Below are 26259 nucleotides of genomic sequence, written 5' to 3' on the forward strand. Positions count from 1 at the left end.
ACACCGACTCCGAGTGCCAGTACAAAGGGAACAGTCAGTGGCCCCGTCGTCACCCCGCCGGAATCAAAGGAAATGGGTACGAAATAGGACGGGGTGAACGCCGCAATTAAGAAAACAAGCCCGTAACCGCCTGCCAGTAAATAAACAATACTGATTTTGAAAATAATCCGTAACATAGCAAGTCCGACGAAGATACCAACCCCCATTGCAACGGCCAGAATGAGCATCTGCTGTGAAATCGCCCCATCGGAGACATTATCAATTTGTGAGGAGAGCACACGCACATCCGGCTCTGCAATGGTTACAACTGCACCAAGCAGAAACCCAAAAAGGATGATGACCCACAGCTTTTTGGTTTTGGTCAGTGCGGAACCAATCAATTCGCCGACAGGGAGCAATCCGATATCAACACCGAGTAAAAACAGTATCAGTCCAATTCCGACAAACAGGACGCCGATTAAAAATTGTAAAAAATCTTCCATGGGTAGCCAAATGATGGTGAATTGCAGTAGCGTGATCACCAGTGCAATCGGAGCAATGGAATAAATAACTTCCAGTGCCGTATCCTTCAGATTATCCATAAAAAACCCCCAGCAAGCATTGGCGATTGGTATTCGTTGCAGAAAAATAGGAAAAACAAAATGAATCCCTATACAGAAGTATCTGCATCCAGTATAGCATTATGTGAAAAGAATCAGAAATAATTCACATAAATTTTGACAGACAGCAGAGGCATCCGGTATAATGAATGAAAGTCAGTCATAGTGAAGAGGTATGCAAATGGATAACAAAAAAGAAAAAATTATTCAATCAGCCATCGATGTTTTCCGTGAAAAAGGCCTTGAAAAAACGAAAGTCTCGGACATTGTGCATGGTGCTGGTATTGCGCAAGGCACGTTTTATTTATATTTTTCATCCAAACTCTCAGTGATGCTGTCGATAGCAGAAGTGATGACGGAAAAAATATTGGAAGAAATTAAAGAACATGTTCATGAAGCATCCCCTTTGTCGTTTAAACTGGAACAGGTTTTGGATATTGTGTTTGAATTGACGAGAGAGCACCGTGACATATTTGCCTTAACATATGCCGGTCTGGCTTCCGTTGAATACAGACAGGAATGGGAAGCCATTTACGAATCCTATTATGACTGGTTAAGTGGCGAACTCGAAAAGGCAAAAGCAGAGGGCGTGATCCGTGAGTCGCTGAATCCAAAACGAACAGCTGAAATTTTAATTGGATTAATAGAAGATGCAGCTGAGCAGACGTATATGTATACCCGCCAGGATGAACGGACAGCCGCATTAAAGAAAGAAGACGTATTGGATTTTGCCAAGCATGCACTAGGATTGTTGTAAATAGTGAACATCATGCTCGTTTCGTATATTATGTACGTTTGTGACTGATTATCAGTCATTTTTGGAAGGAGGCTCCGAAAATGAAAGAGAAAAAAGCCTGGATGTACGTTGTGCTTTTATGTTTGTTGGAATTGGTGTGGGTGTATGGTTTAAATGTAGCTATAAGTTGGTGGCATTATGTGGTGGTCATTTTCGTGATGTTTGCAGATATGGAATGTTTTCGAAAGGCTTGCGAACGGTTGCCGACTGGTACGGTTTACGCTATTTTCGCATCGGCAGGAACGGCTGGGATCGCTTTATTGGATATGATTTTCTTTGATGCGCGTTTGGGCACAGACAAACTGTTTTTCATTTTTTTGTTAGTTGTAGGTGTTGTAGGTCTGCAACTGGCTGACAGAAAAGCGGAAAAGCAGGCGAAAGAAGGTGTTGATTGATGGGATGGCTATTTATTATGATGGCGTCTATTTGTGAAATCATTGGCGTTATTGGTCTGAGATTGGCCAGCCAAAACCGGTCTATTTTGAATGTGCTTATGTATATCGCCGGATTTGGCGGATCAGCTGCTTTGCTCAATGTGTCATTTTCATACTTGCAGGTCAGTATTGCTTATGCGGTTTGGGTCGGTATTGGTACAGCAGGGGCAGTGGTGTTGAGCATCCTTTTTTTTGGGGAGTCGGGCAATTGGTCCCGTGTTATGAGTCTTGTAGTCATTATTGTCGGCGTCGTGGGACTCAAAATGGTATCGTGAAGAACCACTTGCGGTATACGACGGCTGTTGGTTGTCTTTGATTCACGAGAAATCGACCAGAATGAGGGAGATATCAACCAGAATCAAGATATATCGACCGGATCAGGCGAGAAATCGACCGGATTGAAAATATATCAACCGCCATTAAGATATATCAACCATATCGGGAATATATCAACCAAATTCGGCCTGAGTGCTCCTTCAAAGATGCACGGCCTCTTCTGCTTATAAAAAATCGGACAGGCTCGTGGGCTTGTCCGATTAGTCAACATTATGTGGTGCTGCGATGCATCCGGTCCAGTGATCATCAGTGGCGTTTATTCAGCCACAACACGCCTGATTTAGCCAAACGTGGAATGTAGCCGACGACGGATTGCGACATCATTTCGCCGAATCCTTCCGAACTACCGAGTGCGCCAAGGGTTCCTTTTAATTTCAATTTTCCGGGTTTTTTCGGCTTCTCGTCTTTTAGAACAGCGTACAGGACTTCGGCAATCTGTTCGCCTTGCTGACGAGCCAGCTGGGCGCTTGGGGAGTGCTCCGAAGATGCGCAGTCCCCGACTACGTATACGTGTTTATCATCGGGTACCTGGTAAAAGTCATTGATGACCACCTTGTCTTGTTCATCCTTTTTATATGGCAGGTCGCGTACGATATAGTTTGGACGCACACCGGCTGTCCAAATGGTTACATCGTTCACATAGCAGATGCCGTTGTTGCAGACCCCGTCTTTCTCGACGTACTCAACGTTTGCCTCGTGGAGCACCTCTACATCATTTTTCATAAACCAGTCTTCCACGTAATTTTGTATTTTGCTGTCAAATGCCTTCAGGACCGATGTTCCACGATCGAGTAGGCGGATGTTCAAATCTGGTCTGCTTTCCCGTATTTCGGCTGCCACTTCAATACCGCTCAGGCCGGCGCCAACGATGGTGGCTTTTCCGTATGCGTTCAAATTTCCGATGGCCATTCCCGCTCGGCGTGCTCCGTGGAATGTTTGGATGCTTTCGGTGTACTCCGCGGCGCCGTCAACGCCGTGATAATTATCCTCACACCCTAAACTGATAACTAAATAATCATAGACTTCCGGCTTATGGCGATGTTGAAATACAATTTGTCTGTTTTCAGTATCGACTTCAGCCACCTCTGCATAGATGTAGCGCACTTTATCGTGTTCTGGGAAATCCATGCGCACGTTTTTATCGGCAGATGTACCGGCCGCTATCGTATAGAATTCCGTTTTGATAGAGTGATAGGGATTGCGGTCGATCACCGTAATTTGCACATCTTCCGGCAAATCCTGTTCGATCAGATTTTGAGTGATATTGACGCCACCATAACCACCGCCAAGGATAACAACATTTTTCATCACGAAAACCCCTTACGTATAATTGCTCATACATCCAGCTTATCAAAAGTGCCAATGGAAAACTAGCAAAACAACGGGATTGTTGATCTATATCCAGTCATGGTACTCTAATTTTAATCAATGGGAGGAGTGTGACGTATCGTGGATCGTTTATCGTTTGGAACATTATTTGACGTGGTGGGGGAATTGTTTTCTGATGAAATATCCATCGCTGTTTCGGATGATGCGGAATATATCTATTACCGACCGAGCAAACGAATTGATTTAAAAATTAAACCCGGTGATCCAGTCATCGCCGGATCCATTGCCTATAAAGCATTGCACACGGGGCAGAAGGTTTCCGAATTTATTGACCGCAGTGTATTCGGCGTGCCGTATCATGGAATGGCGGTACCGTTTCATTTGGAGGGAAAACTTCAAGGCTGTGTTACGGCCATTTATCCTGTGATGACTGAGGGAAAGTCGGTCGTCACGGTGAAAACAGATGATGGGTGGAAGCCAGTTCCTTTTCATGACGTTATTTATTTGGAGGCAAAGGACCGAAAAACATATGTCTATGCTGATACACTTGTCGGAACAACCAAGCGGACATTGCAGAACTACGAATATGCACTTCCGCACGAGACGTTCATCCGTTGCCACCGGTCGTTTATTGTCAACGTGCACCATATTACGGCCATTTATCCGGATACCCATTCGACGTTTCTGTTGGCCATGGATAATGGCGAACAAGTGCCGGTAAGTCAGTCGTATTCCAGCTACTTCCGCAAACTGCTTGGGTTTTAAAACGTCAGTCATGATTTATCTATTGTTGGCATAAAAATGCTGTCTCATCTATTTATCTCGGCGTCTCATCGCAAATATAGCTTTTCCCTGCGCAGAATGCCAATCGTCGCTGTCGCATGCGTTATAATGGGTGAAAACATGCGCGAAAGGGGTTTCATTATGACAGCGAAACATGATCGCATTTATGCACAGCATCTCCATAACCGTGTTGTTACCGCAACAGAAGCTGCATCATGGATTACAGATGGCATGACGTTGGGGATGAGCGGTTTCACACGTGCCGGTGATGTGAAAGCGGTGCCAACTGCGCTCGTGAGCAGGGCAGAATACGAGCCATTCAAAGTAAACGTATTTACCGGAGCATCACTAGGCTCCGATGTCGATCGAATGTTTGCCGAAGCCGGTATAATTAATAAGCGTCTCCCATTTCAAGCGGATCCCGTCATGCGCAAAAAAATCAATCAAGGCGAGCACTTATTTGTTGACCACCATTTATCCCACACATCGGAATGGGTTCGCGGGGACGTAATCGAATCCATTGATTACGCCATTTTGGAAGCGATTTCGATTAAAGAGGATGGAACGATTATCCCATCAACGTCCATCGGTAATTCCCTCGTATTTGCCGAGTATGCCGAAAACATTATTGTCGAAATCAACACCGCCCAACCGGAACAATTGGAAGGGGTGCATGACTTATATAGTCCGTCCAAACAAGGACAGCGTCAGCCGATTCCATTGACTAATTCAGGTGAGAGAATCGGTCAAAAGGGGATGAAGGTCGACACGTCGAAAATTAAGGGGATCGTTTTCACTCATCAAGAGGATTCGCCATCAACGATTACCCAGCCAGATGACGAAACAAAATTAATGGCTGATCATTTACTTGCCTTTTTGCGGTCTGAAGTACAGTCCGGCCGCCTGACTGAGCAACTGGCACCGATTCAGTCGGGTATCGGTTCGGTTGCCAATGCTGTGTTGCACGGCATGGTTGATTCGGAATTTCAGAATCTCCATATTTATTCGGAAGTGCTGCAAGATGCTGTATTTGACTTAATGGATGAGGGAAAAGTAGACGTTGCCTCCTGTTGTTCGATTACTTTGTCGAAAGAAAAGATGGACCAAGTCTTTTCCCAGTTCGAAACCTATCGTGATCAAATCATCATGCGCCCGCAGGAAATTTCCAATCATCCGGAGATCATTCGTCGACTCGGACTCATCGCTATCAATACGGCGCTGGAGTTTGACATTTATGGAAACGTTAATTCTACGCACGTTTCCGGTACGAAAATGATGAATGGCATCGGTGGGTCGGGGGACTTTGCCCGAAATGCCAGATTGGCGATTTTTGTAACCAAATCCATCGCTAAAGACGGTGATATTTCCAGCATCGTTCCATTTGCGTCTCATATTGACCATACAGAACATGATGTCGATATTGTTGTCACGGAGCAAGGGTATGCGGATTTGCGCGGTTTGGCACCGAGAGAACGTGCGCCGAAGATTATTGAAAACTGCGCCCACCCGCTGTATCGGGAGCAACTGTGGGCGTATTACGAAGAAGCACTCAAGCGTGGCGGTCAAACACCACACGTGCTCGAGAAAGCTTTTTCGTGGCATACCAATTTTGCCCAAAACGGGACGATGAAGGAGCTCGTTTTAGAAACGGTTTAAAAGGATGAGGACGTTTGTTAGCGCAAAAAAACATCTGCTCCTTGGTAGGATCGGGAGCAGATGTTTGGCATTTATTTAGCGATCGCTTTTTTGATGGCGTTGATTCGTCCGGTATGGTTGGATTCGTGGGTCATAGCCACAGCGGCCAATTCACCGAATGTTTCAGCGCCAAGGATCGGTTTATCCAATTTGTTGTTAAATTGGCTCTCAGGAATCTGTTTCATGCGTTCCAATTGATCCTGAAGCTGGTTTGTTAGCTCTTTAACGCTTGGTACATTTTCCGGCCAGTCAGCGGGGGAAGAACCATTGCCGAACAAGTCATTATAATTGTCGGGCAAGTGGCTGGATTGATCCGGAAACCCGAATAAGAGCATTTCGTTAATCGTCAGCACGTGGCCAGCATGCCAATGAATGTTGTTGCCGAACCCTTCCGGTTGAATATCCAAACTCGCTTCATCGGCATTTTGAATTTCACTTACTAAATTGTTGTGAGCCGAATCAAATAGCTTGTGCATCACGTTCATGTCGTTCATCTCCCTTCACTATTTTGGTATGTCCACTATATCAATGTGTCTTCCATCGATCCAACGAAAGGGGATAATTTAAACCTCTAAATGCTGACGCCTCGGGTATATGAACGCTTGCGTAACCATCCTTTTCAACGTATTTATTCCATTAGTTCGCCGATAATTTCATAGGAGCGGATGCGGGCGTCAATGTCATAAACCTGTGAGGTGATAATCATTTCATCAGCTCCGGTATCCTCAAGTAGCTGTTCTAAATCGTTCTGAACGGTTTCTTTGCTGCCGATAATGGTGTATGGCGATTGACTGGATTGTTCGACGATGGCTTTCTCCAATTCTGTCCAGACGGCATCGGTGTTTTCGATGGGTGGCTGTAGTTTGCCAGGTTGGCCACGACGTAGATTCAATATTTGCTGCTGTTGTGTGGTCGCCAAGTACTTGGCTTCCTCATCCGTGTCCGCAGCCACGACATTGACACCGATCATCGCATGCGGTTGGTCAATATGGTTCGACGGCTGAAATTGCTCGCGGTACAGATTCAGCGAAGCCATTGTATTGTCCGGTGCAAAGTGGCTCGCCGCTGAGAATGGTCGGCCTTTCTGTGCAGCTAGTTGGGCACTGAAACCACTGGATCCAAGCAGCCAGATCGGGACATCAAGACCGGATCCCGGGATGGACTGTACGCTGCCGGTTCCGGCAAAGTATTGTTCGAGCTCGTCCACTTGATTTGGAAAATCTTCCACCCGTTGATTCAACGACCGTCGCAGGGCATAAACGGTTGCTTGGTCGGTTCCGGGTGCCCGTCCGAGTCCAAGGTCAATGCGACCGGGATACAAGGATTCGAGTGTGCCAAATTGCTCGGCGATGACTAACGCTGCATGGTTGGGCAGCATGACACCGCCTGAACCTACCCTTAATCGGTTGGTTGCTCCGGCAATATGTCCGATCAATACGGATGTAGCCGAACTGGCGATGCCGGGCATGTTATGATGTTCCGCCAGCCAATATCGATTAAATCCGAATGCCTCGACGTTTTGAGCTAAGCGCACACTGTTTTGAAACGATTGTTTTGGCGTGCTGCCTTCAAGAACAAACGCAAGATCCAGTACGGATAAAGGAATATGGTTAAATGTTTTAGCTTCCATGGTTTTTATCACTCCTCAAAAGGAATCATATGATGAAAGGCTCTCAAAGGCCAATAATGTGCTTATATGGGATCATCGCTGGACTGGCATTTTAGTTGCTCCATTGCGCTCCATGCCTTAATATAGTATAATAATTGATTGGAACGTTTGGAAATGAGGGATAAACATGAGCAAAAAATCCATTTACGGTTTGACATATGAAAAATTGCAAAACTGGCTCATTAATAACGGTCAGCGCCGTTTTCGCGCTGATCAGGTGTGGAATTGGTTGTATAAAAAACGCATTCATCAATTCGCTGACATGCGGAACGTCAATAAGGAAACCATAGCCCTTCTGGAAGAAAACTTTGTGTTGCATACGCTAAAAGATGAAATTAAACAGGAATCCGAAGATGGCACGATAAAATATTTGTTTCGGTTGTCTGATGGGAATTTAATTGAAACCGTACTAATGCGGTTCAATTATGGTCTATCGGTTTGTGTGACGACCCAGGTAGGCTGCAATATTGGCTGTTCGTTTTGCGCCAGTGGTCTGTTGCGGAAAAATCGCGATCTTGATAGCAGTGAAATTGTCGAACAGATTCTGAATGTGCAGAAAGATATGGATGCTAATGGAAAAGAGGAACGGGTCAGTCACATCGTTGTCATGGGTATTGGTGAGCCATTTGATAACTTTAACAACCTGATGGACTTTATTTACGTCGTCAACGATGATGCCGGTCTTAATATTGGCGCCCGTCATATAACAGTGTCCACGAGTGGGCTTGCGCATAAAATTTACGAGTGGACGGACACTGGTACACAAGTTAATTTGGCGATTTCGCTGCACGCGCCAAACAATGAGTTGCGTTCATCGATTATGAAAATCAACCGCGCTTTTTCCATTGATAAATTGATGAAAGCTGTCGATTATTATTTGGATCATATTAACCGACGTGTAACGTATGAGTACATTATGCTGAAAGGTGTCAATGACCACAAAGAAGACGCTGATGAGCTGGTGGAATTGCTCAAAGATAAACGACATCTGTCCTATGTTAACCTAATTCCGTATAATACGGTGAGTGAGCATGACCAGTACCAACGCAGCGATTCTGAAACCATTCAGGCGTTTTATGAGGCATTGCGTGAAAAAGGCATTCAGTGCGGTGTACGTTGGGAAAACGGTGCGGATATCGATGCCGCATGTGGTCAGTTACGAAGTAAGCAAGTTAAAAAAGAAAATGCAGCTAAATGATAATATGCCCTTGTAAAAGGGCATATTTTTTAACTATTATTTCCATAATTTACCTGAAATGTATTCATGTGTGCATGTAAACAAAACGTACACAAAATAATTACAATCCCGTTTGCAAGTATACAAACAAGTACACATGCTTTCATAATAGAGTTTTCAAAATGTATACATGTGTACATAAAAGAATGCACATAAAGTCGGATTGCACTATTGAATGAAATCTATTAATCTGTTAATAAGAAATCTACGAAAAAAGAGAGGAGTATGTGAAACATGACCGATACAAGAATTGCGGCTGTCGATGTCGGCAATGATGCGTTAAAAGCCAACTTTGGACAAATGGATGAATCCTATTACATTCCAAATGTTATTTCAAGAGACGTAGAAGACAGACCAGTGATCGGTATAGAGGATCTGGATGAAAAGGAACCGATTGATAATTTGCATATACGGGTCCACTCCCCTGCCCTGGAAGAAAATAATGCCGTGTACCGCATTGGCAATCTGGCAACCAAGGCAAACAATTCAACAGAGCTTGATCCCGGAAGCAGCAAATCGGAAGAAGACCAGACACTGGTCATGTTGTTTGCCTCCATTGCACTGGACGCTGTCAGCAGTGACGCTTTCCGAGAGAATAAGAATGATGTCATTGATGCCAATTACACACTGGGGACGGGATTGCCGTTGCGTGAAGTGAAGGAAGGCAAAGATGTCGGCTACCGTTCTCAGCTTCTTGGGTCGGTGCACCAAATCGAATTTCTCGTAACACCGCAATACCAAGGTAAAAAAGTTAACATTAAATTTAACGAAGTGAAAGTCTATCCGGAAGGCTTCGCCGCTTATGTTAATCTCATTATGGACAACCAGTTGAATGTCATAAACAAGGAATTAATTGATCAGCAAATTCTCATTCAGGACATTGGCGGACTGTCGACCGATATTGCCGTTATTAGAAATCGGAATGTCGATGATGACAAAGCCCAAGGGTTCCCGCTCGGTGTGGCCGAATCATTGGAGGAAATTCGCGACGAAATCCGGACACGACACGGCGTAGAACTGGACAGCCGTCGTGATGTTGTTGATATTATTACGCGGAAAAACGATCGCCACCACATTATGGTGAAAGGCAGCCGGACAAATGTTCATGATATTACTGATCGTATTTTGCTGGAACTTGCCAAAAAAGAATACCGGTTTTTGCGCCAAGTGTGGCAAAAGAATTCACAGTCGGAAATCTGTTATTTTGTCGGCGGTGGTTCGGCGGTGTTGAAAGATTATATTAAGGCATTGAACAACAAATTGGATGGCTTTAATATCGACTTTTTTGAAGATGAACAGGAAAGCATTTGGATGATGGCCAATGCCTACTATAAACTGATTATGGATTACTTGAATAAAACGGCACCGGCCGAAGCAAACGAACAAGCTGCAACGGATGAAACATAAGGTGATATTATGGAACGGTCGAAAAAGCGTATAGAGCGCGGACAGTCCATCACGTTCCGAATCCCGTCGGACACCCCGGATTACTTATTGAAACAACTGCAAAAAATAAAGGACCAGGAGCGTCGCAATTTCTCCAGTCAAATGGCCCAATATGTGCTTAAAGGCGTGCAGGAGACGTTCACACGGGAGCGAGAATCGGTAACGGTACCACTGCCTCGGCAGCTTACCCAGCAACAGAAAAACTGGTTGAAGCATGAACATTCCGAAGCTTTAATCGGCAATATTGTTTATCAGCTCATGCAGGATCCAGTCCGGGCAACATCGGTACTTGCGACATTAAGCGGCAATCAGCACCCGGTAGACGATGCCCCAGAGATGGAACAGCCTGACCCGCCGGAACCCCCAACCAGCGATAAGCCGGATTTGGATGCAGTTGAAATGAACGAACTTGATTCGCTACACGACGAGGGCGAAGCGGACGACCAGGAAGAAGACGATCCGCTGGCGGACTTCTTTTCCAAAATGAACAAATGACGAGCACATTACAAGGCTGTCCTGCCATACATGCTGGGACAGCCTTATCTATGTATAAGCAGCCGGATTCCACTTAAACTAACCGTAGAAAGGAGTTGGGTACAGTGGATTTTGACTGGATATGGAAGTCCATCGTTATTGTGGTCGGGGGAACTTTTTTGTTGAGGCTTGCAGGTCGCAAATCGATCTCACAAATGACCCTGCCGCAGACAGTCATCATGATTGGAATCGGGTCATTGCTTGTCCAGCCGTTATCCGGGAAAAATATTTGGGTGACATTAGGAGTGGGAACCCTTCTTATCACGACGTTGTTCTTCATGGAATACTCCCAAATCAAAGGCAATATATTTGAAAAGGTGATTACCGGCAAATCCAAAATATTAATCGAAAATGGTCAGATAAAGGAGAAAACCTTAAAAAAATTACGGTTGACGGTGGACCAGCTGGAGATGAATCTTCGTATTAAAAACGTCAGCAACATAGATGATGTCGAGTGGGCGACACTGGAGCCGAATGGACAAGTGGGTTTTGCGCTCAAAAAAGAAGCACAGCCGGTTACTCAAAGGGAATTTCAGAAAGTATCAACGGATGTGCAGCACATTTTAAGTCAGCTGTCCATGGATGCGCAAATTAACCAACTGCATGCGCAATTGAACGATTTAAATACTCAACTGCAACAGATGAAGCAACAACGGGATATGTTTAAAGAAATTGACGACGAAGAGAAAAAGCAGGCAACACAAACTCCCTCGCCAAAGCATTTGCAATAATTGGCGGGGGATTTTAGTGCCGGATACGGAAAGAAACAGGCATAATTAAGTCATGAAAAAACCGGCGGCCAGATAAAGTACCGCTGCTATGCCGGCACCAATGGAACAGATTTTTAATTTGTAGCGGGCATAAGCGGTTAAGGGTAACTCCAGAATAGAAGCGGTGGTAATGGTCGTATCCCCGAGGGGGGATGTCATAGCTCCGAATGACCCGCTGGCAAATACCGCACCGGCCGTCATCGGGATTGATGCACCGGAAGAAACGGCAAGTGCTATCCCCAGCGGCATAAATATTCCCCATGTTCCAAATGATGACCCCAGAAAATAACTGACAACAGCTCCAAGCACAAAAACGATGGCCGGTATCGTAAAACTTGGTAAAAAGGACCCAAGTGTTGCACTGATAAATTTGGAAAAACCGAGATCCTCCGTAACCAATGATAATGACCAGACAAGAATAAGCAGAATAATCGCTTCCATAAGCTGATTCCCACCATCATAAAAATGGTAAATGGTCTCGTCCATAGGCTGGCGACGAATGATATAAAACACGAAAGTCAAAATCAAGGTGATATATATTCCTAGCAACATGACAAACGTTGCATCCGCTTGTGAAAACGCCTGAATAAACGTTTCCGCTCCTTTTGCCACACCATCCCGCCATAATAAAAACAATGTTAATGCTAACAGCAAAAAGAGGGGGATAATCAAATTCCATGGCTGTGCTTTAACCGTTGACAATTCTTTTTCAATGCCCCTGCGATGATAGTCTGTTTCATCATTATCTTTTCCGGACTGTTTTTTCGACCTTTCTTTTTCGGACGATGACCAGAACGTGCGAATAAGTCCGATGACCAGCATCACCATGGCAAAAAAGTTAAACACAATACTGAGCAGGAAAATCTGGTATGGGTCCATGTCCAGGTTATATTTTTGAACACCGCTTTTGACCATTGATATCATAAAACCGACAAAGGCTGTTGCAACAGGCAAGAGGACGATCACCGAACTCGTCGACACGTCCATGGTAAACCCGACTTTGCGTTTAGAGATACTCATATCTTTTATGAGCGATTTCATGACCGGTCCAATCATCATAATCCGGAACATCGGCATCATAAATGTGAAGGGCAGTGTCAACCAGATTAGTCCAAGTAACCCGCGCTGTGATGAGATCTTGTCGCCGACCCAATCGGAAAAGCCTTTAATACCTCCGGAAATCTGCATCATTCCGATCAACCCGCCAAATAAGTAAAGAAAGCCAATAATTTTAAGATTGCCTTCATCTGTTAACGTTTCAATAATATAGTCGACCGACTTTTCCGCTCCACCCAGAACACTGAATTTGGTAAGGAATGCACCGACAAGCACACCCAACACCAATCCGGGAAGAATTTTTTTCAGCCAAATCGACAATCCAATGACGATGACAAACGGAATTAAGGAAAGCCAATTCACGAATAAAAGCCTCCTTCCATATGTTACATTGCCCTAATGAAGGCCATGTCATTCAGAAAGGAGGCTTGTTGTTTGTCAGGATCAGAATAAATCGTTATTATTCTTCAGATGTCTTTGCTGACTGTCTTTTTTGTTGCCGCTCACGGGTGCGCTGAACTGTTTCTCGCCGATTAATGTAGATAGTTGGCGGCTCATAGTCTTTGGATGCTCGCAAGTCTTCATTGGAGGCCTTCATGAACGACCATGTCAAAAGTCCCATAATGACAAGCACCGGAAATCCGGCGACGATGCTTGCTGTTTGCAAGGTTTTTAAATCACCGACGTACATTAGGACAAGCGGCATCAGGCAAAGTGTGAACGCCCAAAACAGCCGATTCCAGCGCAGCGGCTCTTTTTGTACTTCCTTTTGAACAACGGCTGCAAGAATATAGGAAGACGAATCGAACGTTGTGGCCAGAAAGATGATGGCCAGTATCGTAAATAAAGGCACCATGATGACAGCCATTGGAAGCTGATCCAAAATCGCAATAATGGCAGCCTGTGGACTGTTTTCATTCATAAATCCAACAACATCAAAGGCCCCGGTAAGCTGCAGGTGCAATCCGTAGTTCCCCATGATACCGAAAAACAGAACACTGCCCAGAGTGCCGTACAAAATTGTGCCCAGAATCATTTCCTGAATGGTGCGGCCGCGCGAAATCCGGGCCACGAACAGTCCGACAAACGGGGCATATACGAGCCACCATGCCCAATAGAAAACCGTCCATGCTTCCGGGAAACCAGTTTCCGTAAATCCACCTACATTAGCAAATGGTTCCAGCCAAGTTGCCATTTTGAAGAAGTTATTCAAAATTAGCCCTAAGCTTGTAAACGTTGTTTCACTAATGAATACAGTCGGGCCTAAAACAAAAATAAACACAAGAATAAAAATGGCAAGCCATAAATTCACATCACTTAATACTTTTATGCCGCGTCTGAGCCCTGAGTAGGCACTAATGGCAAAAATGAGTGTACATAGCAGCATAATGACTGTTTTCGTTGCCAGATTAGGTGGCAGCCCCGTAATGTTGTTGACACCTTGAGCAATCATAGGTGTTCCAAGAGCAAGCGTTGTCCCAGCTCCCCCCATAAGGCCGAACATGAAGAGAACATCAATGATATTGCCCAACGGTGTGTCGACAGTTTTGCCGAGAACCGGCCGGACTGCCTCACTTATTTTCAAAACCGGTTTTTTCCGCACGTAATAAAAATAAGCAATCGGCAAGGCTGGTAATGTATAAATGGCCCAAGCCATCGGACCCCAGTGGAAAATGCCGTATGCCGGCGCCCATTGGATAGCTTCCTGCGATTCACCTTCAAGCCCGAATGGCGGTCCTTGGTAATAGAAAGCCCACTCAATCATTCCCCAATAGAGAATACTGGACCCGATACCGGCAGCAAACAGCATGGCTGCCCAAGAAAAGGTGCCGAATTCCCTCTCAGCGTCTTTGTCGCCAAGTTTAATTTGACCATTTTTACTGAAGGAAACATAAGTGAGAAAAGCAAATGTTGCTAGTCCAAATATTAAATAAAGGACACCTAAATTACCGGTCACGAAGGCATTGGCCATATTCACAATCTCTTTTCCAGCCTGCGGAAAGACGGCAAGTGGAATGGAAACGGCAAGCAATAACACTAATGCGCTAATAAACGTTGGCCAATCAATCAGATCTTTATTCATAGCACTCATCCTTTCTATGCGTAGCATGTCACGAGGGTGCTCAGGATATTCAGCACTGTTGGAACTGAATGGAACGATATCAAAATGAGATGGAATGAATGCATCATGACGAATGAAAACGAAACCAGGATACAGGCTAATAAAAAAATTAGAAATTAATGTGTTATAGTGTTAAATATGTCGAACCGCTGGTAAGCTGGTCCATAGGTCTTTCTTCGGGTCCTTTTATATTTATTATGGTTGAACCATTGCACGTTCTATGCTAAAGTAGATACACAATATATATTAATGATGATAATACAATACCACTAAATATAGTATTGGCGAATGATGGTGACACAAATTGTCTTAAAAGGGAATCCGGTCAATCGAGTCGGAACTGTCCCCGCAACTGTACGTGTGGACGAACGGGATAATCACTGTATGGCATGCTTTGCGGCAGTTATATGGGAAGGTCCTCAGTAGATCGATGCACAAGTCAGGAGACCTGCCGTCATTCGGTATTTCTATTCCCCGGGGAAGCGGATGGTGAAACGACGGGCATTCTGTGCAAAGTCTGTCGTTTTACGTCCGTTCATCCATCAAGGGTGAACGTTTTTTTATGTATAAAGGAGGAGAACGATGACAACAGCAGTTACCGATCAGTGGACGAGATTATTGGATGAGGCAACGCTGGGCCTAAATGCCGATAAAGAACCACTGCTTGAAAAAATACATAAAGCCGATACTGCCGTGACAACAGATGACGTCATGAAATGGGCGTTGGAACATATCGATGAGGCAAACCCGGACTGGACGTTTGTAGCCAGTCGGGTGTATTTGCATACGTTATACGAAGCGGCAGCGGCCAACAGAGGATACGATGCCAGCGAACGCTATGGAGACTTTCACCAGTTAATCCAAACGCTGACTGAAAAAGGCATTTACACGGAGGCTCTTTTAGAAAAATATACAAAAGACGACATCGAATATTTCTCACAAATCATCGTTCCTGAGCGGGACCTGCAATTCAATTATCTCGGCTTGTTCACCTTGGCAACACGTTATCTGGCAGGAGATCATGAAAAAAACATCTACGAACTGCCGCAGGAGCGCTGGATGATTATTGCCATGCACCTGATGCAAGATGAGGATCCGGCGAATCGGTCACAGTACGTTGCTGAGGCGTATTGGGCGCTGAGCAATCTATATATGACCGTTGCCACACCGACGATGACGAATGCCGGCAAAACACACGGTCAGTTGTCAAGTTGTTTCATTGATACGGTCGATGACAGCCTGCAATCAATTTACGACAGCAATACTGCCATTGCCAAGCTTTCTAAAAATGGTGGTGGCATCGGCGTTTATATGGGGAAAATCCGCAGCCGTGGCAGTTCGATTAAAGGGTTTAAAGGTATGTCCAGCGGTGTGGTGCCATGGATTAAACAGCTGAATAATACGGCCGTCAGCGTCGATCAGCTCGGTACGCGAAAAGGGGCCATTGCCATTTATCTGGATGTATGGCATGCGGATATTGAAGGATTCCTTGATTTGAAGCTGAACAATGGTGATGAACGCATGCGGGCTCACGACATTTTTACCGGTGTCAGTTTGCCGGATTATTTCATGGAACAAGTGGAACAACGGGGCGACTGGTATTTGTTCGATCCACATGAAGTGCGCGAAGTGATGGGCTACTCGCTTGAGGATTTTTACGACGAAGAAAAGGGTAGTGGGTCGTTCCGTGAACGCTATCTGGAATGCGTCGCATCGGATAAGCTCAGCAAACGTGTTGTTCCGGCCATTGATATCATGAAACGCATCATGAAGTCTCAGCTCGAATCAGGTACGCCATTTATGTTTTACCGGGATGAAGTGAACCGGCAAAATAACAATCCGCACGAGGGCATGATTTATTGTTCCAACTTGTGCACGGAAATTACGCAAAACCAGTCCCCGACGGAATTTTTAGAGGAAATGACCGAAGAGGACGGTACGATTGTTCAAAAATACAAACCGGGTGACTATGTTGTTTGCAACTTGAGTTCGATTAATTTGGGACGGGCTGTGCCGGAAGACGTTCTTGAACGGCTGATCCGGATTCAGGTGCGTATGCTCGATAACGTGATTGATATCAATACGCTGCCGCTCACCCAAACACAGATGACTAACCGTAAATACCGCGCTATCGGATTGGGGACGTTCGGCTGGCATCATTTATTGGCCAAAGAGCAAATCAGCTGGGAGTCCGAAGAAGCTGTCACGTATGCCGATCAGTTGTATGAAAAAATTGCCTATTGGACCATTCAATCGAGTATGGAGCTGAGCCAGGAAAAAGGCAGCTATCCGGTGTTTTCAGGAAGCAAATGGGATTCCGGTCAGTATTTTACGGACAAGGGTTATACAGGAGAAGACTGGGAGGCGTTGAAGCAGGATGTGGCGACTCATGGCATCCGCAACGGTTACTTAATGGCGGTAGCGCCGAACTCGTCCACATCGATGATCGCCGGCTCGACAGCCAGCATCGACCCGGTATTTCATCCATTTTACTTTGAAGAAAAGAAAGACTTTAAAATTCCCTTCACGGCACCGGAGTTGAATCCGGAGACGTACCCATTCTACCGGCGTTCGGCTTATATTGTTGATCAGCGCTGGTCGATTCGGCAGAACGCAGCGCGACAAAAGCATGTTGATCAGAGTATTTCGTTCAATATCTATGTCCCGCATACCATTAAAGCATCTGTTTTACTGGACGTACATTTGCAAGCATGGCAGGAAGGACTGAAAACAACATATTACGTCCGGTCCACAGCTAACGATGTCGAGGAATGTGAGTGGTGTGAAAGTTGAGAGTCCTGATTGCTTATTTATCATTCAGCGGCAACACGAAGGAAACAGCAGAAATGATTGCCGATATGCTTGAAGCTGACGGAGCGACCGTCGAGATGCATCGCGCCGGGATGGATTTCCCGGTTGATGCATCCGTGTACGATTTGATTTTTCTCGGAACATTCACGTGGGATATGGGGGCAACACCTGATGAGGTAAAGGATTTTGTTCTTGAAGTCGGTTATAAGCCAGACAATGTCGCCGTATTCGGTACAGGTGACACGCAATTTGGCGGCGATGATCTGTTTTGCCGGGCGGTCGATAAGCTTGCCCGCTTTTATGGAAGCCGGTGGCCCGGGTTGAAAATCGAGCAGTCACCGCGCGGATCTCAGGAACAACGGGTGGAAGATTGGCTGAAAGGAGTGCTTCGTGATGTCAAAAGCCTTGCTGGATAAAGCAAAAACGTTGGAACCGATGAACCCAAACAAATCGACAGCGCTGTTTGGCGGGCAGTCAAGTGGTATTTTGAATTGGAATGATATTAAATATCCCCATTGGTATCAAATGTATAAACGTTTGGTCGGCAACTACTGGCAGGCTGATGAAATCAATATGTCTGATGACTTGCGCCAGTTCGCCTCGCTGACCGAGGAAGAACGCGATGCCTATCTAAGGATCATTGGTTTGTTATCCACACTCGATGGACCGCAGACGCGGACAGCACTCTTGTTGTCGTTGTATGCGACCGACCCGTCCGTTCAATCGATTATGGCGGTGATCGCTCAACAGGAAGCTGTGCATAATGAGAGCTATTCGTATGTATTGTCGTCGGTTGTTTCCCTCGATGAACAGAACGCATCGTTTCAGTTCGGCCGCACGGATCCTATTTTGCTGAAGCGGAACGAAGCGATTACGGAGCAGTACAATGCGTTTGTCGAGGAACCGTCCATTGAAAACATCCTGAAGACGATGGTCTATACGGCTCTATTGGAAGGCATGTTTTTCTATTCCGGGTTTGCGTTTTTTTATTCATTGGCACGCAAAAATAAAATGGTCGGTACGTCAACGATGATCAGCTACATTAATCGTGATGAGCTTGAACACGGCCGGTTTATTTCAGAGTTATTCCGGGCAACACTGCATGAAAATCCGGAAATGAATACAGAGGTCTTTTCCGACTGGGTATACAGCCGGTTTCAGGAATCTGTGGATTTGGAAATCGAATGGTCGAAGTATGTGCTCGCCAATGTGGATGGAATCGACCTTGATGAAATGGCCGGCTACATCAAATACCGTGCGAATAAAATGTTGCGGATGATGGGCCTTGACGAAATGTACCCCGAGCATACCGAGAACCCGATGAAATGGATCCGGGCATACGCAGATAACTTTGACGGTACAAAAACGGACTTCTTTGAGCAAAAGTCACGGCAGTATACGAAAACAAGTGACTTAAATGGATTTGATGATTTGTAAATGGAGTGGGACAAATGACAAACGGGCCGGTTTGGCTTAAATAACAGTCAATCCGGCCCCATGTATCCATCACAATTACAGCGTATTCAACCTGATAACATCACCGGTCACGGCATCAACGCCATAGGCACAATCCAATTTCCCGCACATGATATAATGGTCTTCTTCACTGTCGTACACGTACATCGGGTCCATTTGCAAATACGGGCGCAGATAGGCGACAGCGTCATCGCGTGACACAACCGCATCATCGGCTTGGTCAAAATGTTGGAATGCTCCATACAACGCTTCTTGATCAAAATAATTTATGGCCGTGCATGTTTCCCGTTCGATGACCACTTTTATTTTGACATCTAGTTCATTGGCTACTTGATCACCAATGCGTTGTATCTCTGCAATAATATACCCATCCTGCAAATAAACCCCCGTCCATTTTCGTTTTCCACTTTCCTTGGGATAGACAAGCCGCATAAAACGAAGTACCTCACGTTCACACGCCGCTACTTCTGCTTCGGTCAGCGGGATCGTATCCGGATGGGGTTTATTGGCACGCGCCGTTTCAACCGATACGTCCGGCGACAGATCCATGTCGCCAGGCTTCCATGTTCCTGTCATTGGTGTGCTCCACCGCATGACCTCGTCTTTCGCTACAAATGATTGTTTATCCGCTCCCATTTGGAACGGGATCGTCCGTTCAGCATCATTAGTGATAAACGTTTCCTCAATGCCGAACACCGGCAGCCATTTTTCCTGTGCTTGATCCGGCAGTTCCACAAGGTGGCATTGTTCCAGGGCGACGGGTTCATATTTGTCAGGTGTCAGCGCAAATGGCTCCCACTGAATGTGCTCCTCACTCGGAAAATGCCCGTCGATTGAAAACAATGTAAGTTCACCATTGTCATTGAAAGAAACCTCGATCGTTCCTCCAGGGGATACCGGGATGTTATCAACCGCTGCGTGAAAGGTTATCGAATGGTCATGCTCCCGGGCGATAAGAAATTGCCGACCAAAGGTAAGCCCCGTCAAGTCCTCGATCCACTCAATGACGTATTCCTTGGGGTCGGGTGTCGGGTAAACCTCGCTGTCAGCGCTGTTGGTATTGTGTACGAATACGATTCGCTGCACAGCTCCGGTATGAAAGTTGATATCTACAACAGCTGTTCCCGCAGGATTAGAGCCGTCATCGGGTAATTCCGCATGGTCGGGCACCCATTCTGTCGTTAAGGTATAGACTGTTTGATGGAAATCATCCACTTCACGAAAAAAATAATGGTGTATCAGTTGGTGCTGATGCAAACCAAGCCATTCACGCACCTGATCAGCCATTTTTCGAACGTGTTCATTCATCGTCAACCTCACCCCCTATTCATTTGGGCCGATAACCCGTTTTTTATCGGAACTTTGTTGGCCTTGTGCCCGTTTGGACAAGGTGTTCTGCCAGCTTGGTGCGAGCACATCCACAGCAGCGAGCTTAGCGGAGAGCTCCCGATTCCGCTTATGGTTATACATGACATCGTTGCAGGCGGCCACTGTCCATTCAGGATATGGACGTTCTTGAAGTTGAAAGGTATCGCCGGCTTGTATATATCCTTCCCTCAAAACACGACAATACCAGCCGGTCAATTCTTCCCGTTGGATCTGGATGGCCAGATCTTTAATCCGCCAGCGCCTGGCCGGTCTCCAGCACGGACGTCGTGGTTGGGAAACTTGCACGATGGCATCCCCGACTTTGAACGTATCACCAACACACACGTCCGATTCCGTCATATTTCGAATAGCGAGGTTTTCACCAAATGCCCCAATGGTAAAGTCGTTGCGGCTAAGTTTTTCCTGCCAACGATCATAGTGGGCGATGGGGTATATAAATATGGCCTTTTCTGCGCCGCCATGGTTTTTACGATCACCTTGCCCGTCCTCATCCAAATTCGTCTCACCAACCCATACGTTTCCTGAGACAGGCTCCTTCACAATGCCGGTGGTCCATTCGCGATCCATTGGATTTTTGGCGTCTTTGTCCCCATATGTTTGCGGTTTGCCAACCCTGATTTGCTCAATTACAGGATGAGTCAACGTTATAGCCTCCGATCATCTAAGTTTCGTTTATAAACGGTCATTTTGGGTCACGCCAGTAGTCAGCACACGTATCATCATACTCAGACGAAACGCATTCCATCATTCGTTACGATGGGCTCATATCTATATATTATCAGACAAATCGTGATTATTGAAATTTGAAACAGCGGTATAACGATTCAGCTGAAAAACAAAAAAGCTGCCCGTTATGGACAGCTTTCCTTACTGCTGGTTAAAGTGATTGTCAAGCCCGTCAACAATGCCATTTGCAACATTGGTTTGATAGACTTCTGTTTGAATGATGGAACGATCACTATCGTTAGTTAAGAATCCCAACTCTATCAGAATCGATACATCACGATTTTCCCGCAGTACATGATAATTGTTTTGCACAACTCCGCGGCTACTCAGTTTAATGTTTTGCTTCAAGGATGATTGAACATCCCGAGCCAATGATTGTTCATCTCCTTCATCATAATAGTACGTACTGAAGCCATTAACCTCGTCAAGTGGAAATGAATTGTAGTGTAAACTGATGAAAGCGTCGGCTTCACTAGCGTTACTTATACGGACGCGATCAGAAAGCGGTATAAATGCATCATTTGAACGGGTCAGCGCAACGGATGCACCAGCCTGACGCAATTTCTCTGCTACAAGATTCACCGTATTCATAGTGAGGTCTTTTTCGAGTACATTCGTTCCAGCAATGGCACCCGTATCTCTTCCGCCATGCCCAGCATCAAGAACAATAGTTGAGCCGTTTAATGTGTCTTGGGCTTCGCGTGCCGGCTTCAGCGTTGTGACGGTTGTTTTCGCCGCGTCATCTGTCCGGTGAAATGGTTTGCTCGCCTCGTCCGGAATCAACAAGTGTTTGGCCACCCATGCTTCACGCCCGTCATAATAGGTTTGCGCCCAACCATACCTTTCGTCAAAAATAGTCACCAAGTCCCCGTCGTCAAGCTGGCCGATTGTCGCCGCACTGGACGATGGACCGGAGCGCACCTTCAGCATGTCGGTTCCGACTTGATACGTTTGACCATCACCGGCGTGAACATTCGGGCTGAACCATCCCATAACAAGCAGCACAGCGAGTGACGCAAGTAATAAACGCAGCTTTTCCATGGTTACCTCTCCTTTTCTCGTTTTCTAGTAAACCATGGTCTCCAATAATCACGAGATTTAAACGAATCTATGAAAAAATTATTTGAACGGGTCAGTGGGAAATGACTCTAAATCGGCTGAATCGGCCAAGCGATTTGCTGCATAGACTGTATCAGGAACGAATGATTGCTGCGATCCTGATTTCGTCACGCAGGGCCGCCAGCAAGCTGAGTACCAGAATGGGGGGAGGAGAGCATCATGAACCGTTTGTTCAGCAACTTGTTTCAGGAATGGATCATCGTTTTTTCCACCAAGCATATTGGCGACTATTACCACGTGAAGTCCAAGCTGGGGCGGAATAACATTGATTATTACACAGAGACGGTCACGTTTAAGGGAAACAGTAGGCGGTACACCCATCCGACAACCTATCATTTAAAAGTGAGAGAAAAAGATAGGCAGAAAACGAGCGATATTATTCACCTCTGAAAGACCGATCAATGAAGGGCACCCCACTCATGTGAGGTGTCCGGGGCTTAAAATTATGTCTTCCATTTTTACCGTACAGCCTTTATTATCATAGTAGATGGTTTAGTAATCTAGTGAAAGGCGGGGAATGGATGCGACAGACATTGGCGATATTTGTGATCCTGGCCATCATGTTAGTGGCATTTTTGGTGGTCATTGAATTTACTGGTGATAATGGAAACGCTGACCGTGTTAATGGCACGGCTGTATCGTTTAAGCCGGACGGCGAGGTGGAACAGTTATCCTCGTATGACACCCGGCGAATGGATAAGCAGAAAGGGTTGGAAAAGCAACTGCAGAAAGCCTACAAAGAAGGCAACCATTCATTCGATAATCCATTTGTGAAAGTGGATCCATATAAGGTGGCGCCACTCACAGCTGTTGCTAAATTTGAAACGGACAAGCCCGCGAAAATCAGCGTTACGGTTGAGGGCAAAAATGAAAAAGGCGATATTCAGCGTAGCTACGAAGACTTAAAAACCGAACACACCGTCCCAATTTTAGGGTTATATCCGGACTATGATAATACAGTAACGATCGAAGCAACCAATGAAGCAGGTGAAACGAGGACACAATCATTCACCGTCAAAACGGGTGCCTTACCGGATGACTTTTTGACGAATGACCTAGTGACATCCAAACCGTCAAAAATGGAAGACGGTTTAACCTTTGTTCTCCCGAGCAGCCGCTACGTATACGCAGTGGATGATAAGGGAGATGTCCGCTGGTACTCGTCCTTATGGAATTCGCACATTTTCAAGCGATTTGATAATGGTCATTTAATGTATATCACCAAGGAAAAAGGTCAGAACAAATATAATGAAATTCTCGAAATGGACATGCTCGGCAAAGTGTATAACGCCTATACACTGCAGATGGAAGAACACCCGCGAACGAATGTCGTCCACCATGATGCGATTGAGCTGCCAAATGGCAATTTGCTGGCAACGGTGCACGACCTTGAATCGGATTATGTGCAGGATGAAATGATTGAAATTGACCGCGAAACCGGTGAAACCGTGCGGAACTTCAGTTTCCGTGATATTTTTCCGGATAGTTTTTATGAGAATTATGACGAAGCCCAAGCAGATAAAAACGACTGGTTCCATCAGAATGCCATTTGGTATGTGAACGAGGACGATTCCATTCTCGTGTCCAGCCGTCACCAGGATTTGGTCATGAAAATGTCCTATCCGGAGGGGACCATTGATTGGATTTTAGCGGATCACGAAGAATGGCCGGAATCCTATGACAAATACTTGTTGGAGCCACAGAGCGACGACTTTAAATTTCCTGCCGGCCCGCATGCCCCCATGACAATGCCGGATATGGACAATGATATGTCAACGAATGACTATATCCTGTTTGATAACAATATCGTTATCACCCGCGGCGATGATCCGCTCAGTGAACAATTCAGCCAAGCCGTTCAGTATCGAATCAACCCGGATAAAATGACGGTGAAAGAAGTGTGGGCTTATGGTGAAGAACGCGGCAAAGACCTATACTCCAACATCGTCGGCGATGCCAATTATTATCCGGATACTGGCAATCGCATGCTGACATCCGGCTATATCGACGTCGGCGGCGACAAGAGGAACAGCCGGGTCGTTGAGGTAAGTGGTGACAAACAAGCGGAGGTTATTTATGAACTTGTCATCTCCGGGTTTGAACAAAAAAGCCACCGCCAGGCCTACCGTGCCCTGCGCCTGCCGCTGTATCCCGAGCAGGAATGGAACGTCACAATGGGTGAATAAATGCATGTGCGGAGCAGCCAATGCGGATTTGGCTGCTCCATTTGTATGGTGGTTGGCTTATAAGACGAGTCCTTTGACAAACCGGTTGATATGGCGCCAATCTGGTTGATATATCTGGAATCCGGTCGATAAAATCGCCAGTCCGGTTGATAAATTCTGGATCTGGTCGATATAATTTAAATCTGGTTGATAAAATGTGAATGAGGTTGATATTTTCATAATCCGGTCGATAGATCACCAATTTCGGTTGATAACATCGTCAATCTGGATCGTGTTGCCCGGCAAAAATGATCCTGCCGTAATAGTGCTTCATTTCCTTATGAGGCACTGAATGCGGCGACGAACCTTGGCGAAGTCACTTATCAAGGGAATGAACGCTTGAATAAGGTGGGGACGTCGGATAAAGGTTCCTCATCAGGGGAATGAGAGCCCGCATGCGACGAGAACCATGGCAAAAGTTACTCATCAAGGGGATGAGCAAAGCGGTGAGTGGCAGAGCCTTAGCTTAGTCAATCGAAAACGTTATGAAAACGTAAAAGCTGACCTTCCAAGCAAGGAGGTCAGCTTTTACGCTGGTTGCGACATTTTTATTCCATGTTCGTTTTACAGGTGCCTACAATCGGTTATCCAGACACGTATTCCGATAATACACTCTGTACTTTGTAAATGTTCAGCTGTTTGTTGAATGTTTTTTGAACGGGTTCAGCCGTGCCTGAAATCCATATTTTCAGCTCAGCTTCCAAGTCGAACGTCCCGGCCGTTTCCACGGAAAAATGGGCAATACTCTTATAAGGAATGGAGTGATATTCCATTTTTTTGCCGCTAACGCCCTGTTTGTCAACGAGAATCAGTCGTTTGTTGGTGAAGACCATCAAATCTCGGATGAGTTTGTACGCGTGCTCCACCTTTTCGGTCGGAGCAAGCAGTTCCTCAAGTTCCTCAGTGACTTCATCGGTATCCGCTTCCGACGCATTGCCCATAATGCCATCAAAAAATCCCATCTGCATCATCCTCCTGTCAAACTTAACTTAAGTATATCAAAAAAAGAATGGTTTTCCACACTTGTGTGGTTGTAAAACTTAAAAGAATTGGAAAATGGTGTTAGACTATATACAATGGTTTTGGATACACTTACCAAACAATCGAACCTGATAATGAGGTCACTGATTACATTTTGTTAATTACTGCAAAAATAAACCCTATTATCTATAAAATAAAGATACTACACATCTTGAGCTAAATGAATAGTACTTAATGTATGTGAGAATAGCGCAGGAGGGTTCCTATGGAGTTAAAAAGTAATGAACACATTCAGTATAATATTGGAGCAAATCTTAAACGAGGGATTGAGTCCGTTGGTGGGAAATTGAAAGTGACAAATGATAGGTTGTATTTTAAACCGCATGCCATCAATATTCAGAAAAAAGAATTGGAATTATCGATGGGTAGTATCTTAGAAGTGAGAAAGGCAAAATCGCTGGGCCTTATCTCAAATGCGTTAATTATTGCAGCAGATAATGGCAATGAGTACAAATTTGTTTTGGGAAAACGCGATGAAATTATGGACTATATTAAAACTTGTTTAAATTAATAATAAGCGTTTATTGGATAACGGCTCAAGGCGAGATAAGGGATAGAACTGTCCCGACATGCTCGCCTACTTTGCTATTGCAAGTGAAAAATTAAAAAACATCGGTGATATAAAACTTGTAAAATATTTAAGGGAAGTAAAAGGTATGTCAATGG

At 45.4% G+C, this 26259-nt stretch carries 25 protein-coding genes and 1 riboswitch; of the genes, 15 read left to right on the forward strand and 10 right to left on the reverse strand.

All coding sequences use genetic code 11. The features are described 5' to 3' along the window. Positions 1 to 581, reverse strand: a 581-nt coding sequence (locus tag ABDZ72_RS06625; RefSeq protein ID WP_343751983.1) for a DUF1538 domain-containing protein, incomplete at its 3' end; no start/stop codon positions are given. A gap of 199 nt (positions 582 to 780) precedes the next feature. Between ABDZ72_RS06625 and ABDZ72_RS06630 the strand changes: the two genes are divergently transcribed. From ABDZ72_RS06630 to ABDZ72_RS06640, 3 genes are all read left to right on the forward strand, one after another. Beyond that, a complete protein-coding gene (locus ABDZ72_RS06630; protein WP_343751932.1) occupies positions 781 to 1356 on the forward strand; it encodes a TetR/AcrR family transcriptional regulator in 576 nt (191 codons plus the stop codon). Between the two features lie 80 nt (positions 1357 to 1436). Continuing rightward, the gene (locus ABDZ72_RS06635; RefSeq protein ID WP_343751933.1) at positions 1437 to 1790 is read left to right on the forward strand and encodes a DMT family transporter; all 354 of its coding nucleotides are present in this window, start codon (positions 1437 to 1439) and stop codon (positions 1788 to 1790) included. Further along, a complete protein-coding gene (locus tag ABDZ72_RS06640; protein ID WP_343751934.1) occupies positions 1790 to 2104 on the forward strand; it encodes a DMT family transporter in 315 nt (104 codons plus the stop codon). The genes ABDZ72_RS06635 and ABDZ72_RS06640 overlap by 1 nt, the downstream gene beginning before the upstream one ends. Before the next feature lie 307 nt (positions 2105 to 2411). On the opposite strand, the gene ABDZ72_RS06645 is transcribed toward ABDZ72_RS06640, so the two are convergent. Further along, positions 2412 to 3473 carry an NAD(P)/FAD-dependent oxidoreductase gene (locus tag ABDZ72_RS06645; RefSeq protein ID WP_343751935.1) on the reverse strand — a complete coding sequence of 354 codons (1062 nt, stop codon included), beginning with the start codon at positions 3471 to 3473 and terminating at the stop codon, positions 2412 to 2414. Between the two features lie 141 nt (positions 3474 to 3614). Between ABDZ72_RS06645 and ABDZ72_RS06650 the strand changes: the two genes are divergently transcribed. Then, positions 3615 to 4259: a LytTR family DNA-binding domain-containing protein gene (locus ABDZ72_RS06650; protein ID WP_343751936.1), complete on the forward strand. Its 645-nt coding sequence runs from the start codon at positions 3615 to 3617 to the stop codon at positions 4257 to 4259. 159 nt (positions 4260 to 4418) lie between these two features. Continuing rightward, positions 4419 to 5933, forward strand: coding sequence for a succinyl-CoA:acetate CoA-transferase ScpC (gene scpC / locus ABDZ72_RS06655; RefSeq protein ID WP_343751937.1), 1515 nt, complete (start codon positions 4419 to 4421; stop codon positions 5931 to 5933). 71 nt (positions 5934 to 6004) lie between these two features. Here scpC and ABDZ72_RS06660 read toward each other — a convergent pair whose 3' ends face one another. Together ABDZ72_RS06660 and ABDZ72_RS06665 are read right to left on the reverse strand one after the other, a co-directional pair. Beyond that, complete coding sequence (locus ABDZ72_RS06660; protein ID WP_343751938.1) at positions 6005 to 6457, reverse strand: DinB family protein; 453 nt, start codon at positions 6455 to 6457, stop codon at positions 6005 to 6007. Positions 6458 to 6600: 143 nt separating this feature from the next. After that, on the reverse strand, positions 6601 to 7602 hold the full coding sequence (locus ABDZ72_RS06665) for an LLM class flavin-dependent oxidoreductase (RefSeq protein ID WP_343751939.1): 1002 nt from the start codon (positions 7600 to 7602) through the stop codon (positions 6601 to 6603). A gap of 166 nt (positions 7603 to 7768) precedes the next feature. Here ABDZ72_RS06665 and rlmN point away from each other — a divergent pair, with 166 nt between their 5' ends. The 4 genes from rlmN (at position 7769) to ABDZ72_RS06685 (ending at position 11589) form a co-directional block, all read left to right on the forward strand. Continuing rightward, the gene (rlmN, locus tag ABDZ72_RS06670; protein WP_343751940.1) at positions 7769 to 8839 is read left to right on the forward strand and encodes a dual-specificity RNA methyltransferase RlmN; all 1071 of its coding nucleotides are present in this window, start codon (positions 7769 to 7771) and stop codon (positions 8837 to 8839) included. 273 nt (positions 8840 to 9112) lie between these two features. After that, a complete protein-coding gene (locus ABDZ72_RS06675; RefSeq protein WP_343751942.1) occupies positions 9113 to 10285 on the forward strand; it encodes an Alp7A family actin-like protein in 1173 nt (390 codons plus the stop codon). A 9-nt stretch (positions 10286 to 10294) separates the two neighbouring features. Continuing rightward, positions 10295 to 10819 carry a hypothetical protein gene (locus tag ABDZ72_RS06680; RefSeq protein WP_343751943.1) on the forward strand — a complete coding sequence of 175 codons (525 nt, stop codon included), beginning with the start codon at positions 10295 to 10297 and terminating at the stop codon, positions 10817 to 10819. A gap of 104 nt (positions 10820 to 10923) precedes the next feature. Continuing rightward, complete coding sequence (locus ABDZ72_RS06685) at positions 10924 to 11589, forward strand: YetF domain-containing protein (protein WP_343751945.1); 666 nt, start codon at positions 10924 to 10926, stop codon at positions 11587 to 11589. A 45-nt stretch (positions 11590 to 11634) separates the two neighbouring features. Here ABDZ72_RS06685 and ABDZ72_RS06690 read toward each other — a convergent pair whose 3' ends face one another. After that, a complete protein-coding gene (locus ABDZ72_RS06690; RefSeq protein WP_343751947.1) occupies positions 11635 to 13047 on the reverse strand; it encodes a Na+/H+ antiporter NhaC family protein in 1413 nt (470 codons plus the stop codon). 97 nt (positions 13048 to 13144) lie between these two features. Continuing rightward, on the reverse strand, positions 13145 to 14767 hold the full coding sequence (locus ABDZ72_RS06695) for a BCCT family transporter (protein ID WP_343751948.1): 1623 nt from the start codon (positions 14765 to 14767) through the stop codon (positions 13145 to 13147). Positions 14768 to 15081: 314 nt separating this feature from the next. Further along, a riboswitch (cobalamin riboswitch) is annotated at positions 15082 to 15276 on the forward strand. 112 nt (positions 15277 to 15388) lie between these two features. Between ABDZ72_RS06695 and ABDZ72_RS06700 the strand changes: the two genes are divergently transcribed. The 3 genes from ABDZ72_RS06700 to ABDZ72_RS06710 are packed head-to-tail and all read left to right on the forward strand — an operon-like array spanning position 15389 to position 19054. Further along, positions 15389 to 17599 (forward strand): ribonucleoside-diphosphate reductase subunit alpha, encoded by a 2211-nt coding sequence (locus ABDZ72_RS06700; RefSeq protein WP_343751949.1) that lies wholly within the window; start codon positions 15389 to 15391, stop codon positions 17597 to 17599. Then, positions 17596 to 18033: a flavodoxin gene (locus tag ABDZ72_RS06705; RefSeq protein WP_343751950.1), complete on the forward strand. Its 438-nt coding sequence runs from the start codon at positions 17596 to 17598 to the stop codon at positions 18031 to 18033. The genes ABDZ72_RS06700 and ABDZ72_RS06705 overlap by 4 nt, the downstream gene beginning before the upstream one ends. Beyond that, positions 18011 to 19054: a ribonucleotide-diphosphate reductase subunit beta gene (locus ABDZ72_RS06710; RefSeq protein ID WP_343751951.1), complete on the forward strand. Its 1044-nt coding sequence runs from the start codon at positions 18011 to 18013 to the stop codon at positions 19052 to 19054. The genes ABDZ72_RS06705 and ABDZ72_RS06710 overlap by 23 nt, the downstream gene beginning before the upstream one ends. A gap of 75 nt (positions 19055 to 19129) precedes the next feature. On the opposite strand, the gene ABDZ72_RS06715 is transcribed toward ABDZ72_RS06710, so the two are convergent. The 3 genes from ABDZ72_RS06715 to ABDZ72_RS06725 all read right to left on the reverse strand — a co-directional run bounded on the left by ABDZ72_RS06715 (position 19130) and on the right by ABDZ72_RS06725 (position 22249). Beyond that, positions 19130 to 20401, reverse strand: coding sequence for a hypothetical protein (locus ABDZ72_RS06715; RefSeq protein ID WP_343751952.1), 1272 nt, complete (start codon positions 20399 to 20401; stop codon positions 19130 to 19132). Positions 20402 to 20416: 15 nt separating this feature from the next. Continuing rightward, complete coding sequence (locus ABDZ72_RS06720; protein WP_343751953.1) at positions 20417 to 21124, reverse strand: MOSC domain-containing protein; 708 nt, start codon at positions 21122 to 21124, stop codon at positions 20417 to 20419. 225 nt (positions 21125 to 21349) lie between these two features. Next, positions 21350 to 22249: an N-acetylmuramoyl-L-alanine amidase family protein gene (locus ABDZ72_RS06725; protein WP_343751954.1), complete on the reverse strand. Its 900-nt coding sequence runs from the start codon at positions 22247 to 22249 to the stop codon at positions 21350 to 21352. A 237-nt stretch (positions 22250 to 22486) separates the two neighbouring features. Here ABDZ72_RS06725 and ABDZ72_RS06730 point away from each other — a divergent pair, with 237 nt between their 5' ends. Further along, positions 22487 to 22717 carry a hypothetical protein gene (locus tag ABDZ72_RS06730; RefSeq protein ID WP_343751955.1) on the forward strand — a complete coding sequence of 77 codons (231 nt, stop codon included), beginning with the start codon at positions 22487 to 22489 and terminating at the stop codon, positions 22715 to 22717. Between the two features lie 131 nt (positions 22718 to 22848). Beyond that, positions 22849 to 24513 (forward strand): aryl-sulfate sulfotransferase, encoded by a 1665-nt coding sequence (locus tag ABDZ72_RS06735; RefSeq protein WP_343751957.1) that lies wholly within the window; start codon positions 22849 to 22851, stop codon positions 24511 to 24513. Between the two features lie 623 nt (positions 24514 to 25136). Here ABDZ72_RS06735 and ABDZ72_RS06740 read toward each other — a convergent pair. Beyond that, positions 25137 to 25514, reverse strand: coding sequence for a PH domain-containing protein (locus tag ABDZ72_RS06740; RefSeq protein ID WP_343751958.1), 378 nt, complete (start codon positions 25512 to 25514; stop codon positions 25137 to 25139). A 284-nt stretch (positions 25515 to 25798) separates the two neighbouring features. Between ABDZ72_RS06740 and ABDZ72_RS06745 the strand changes: the two genes are divergently transcribed. Next, entirely contained in the window at positions 25799 to 26104 is a 306-nt protein-coding gene (locus ABDZ72_RS06745) for a GRAM domain-containing protein (protein WP_343751959.1), read from the forward strand. Positions 26105 to 26259: the final 155 nt, after the last annotated feature.

Source organism: Lentibacillus halophilus (genome assembly GCF_039522485.1).
Taxonomy (GTDB): Bacteria; Bacillota; Bacilli; order Bacillales; family Amphibacillaceae; genus Lentibacillus; species Lentibacillus halophilus.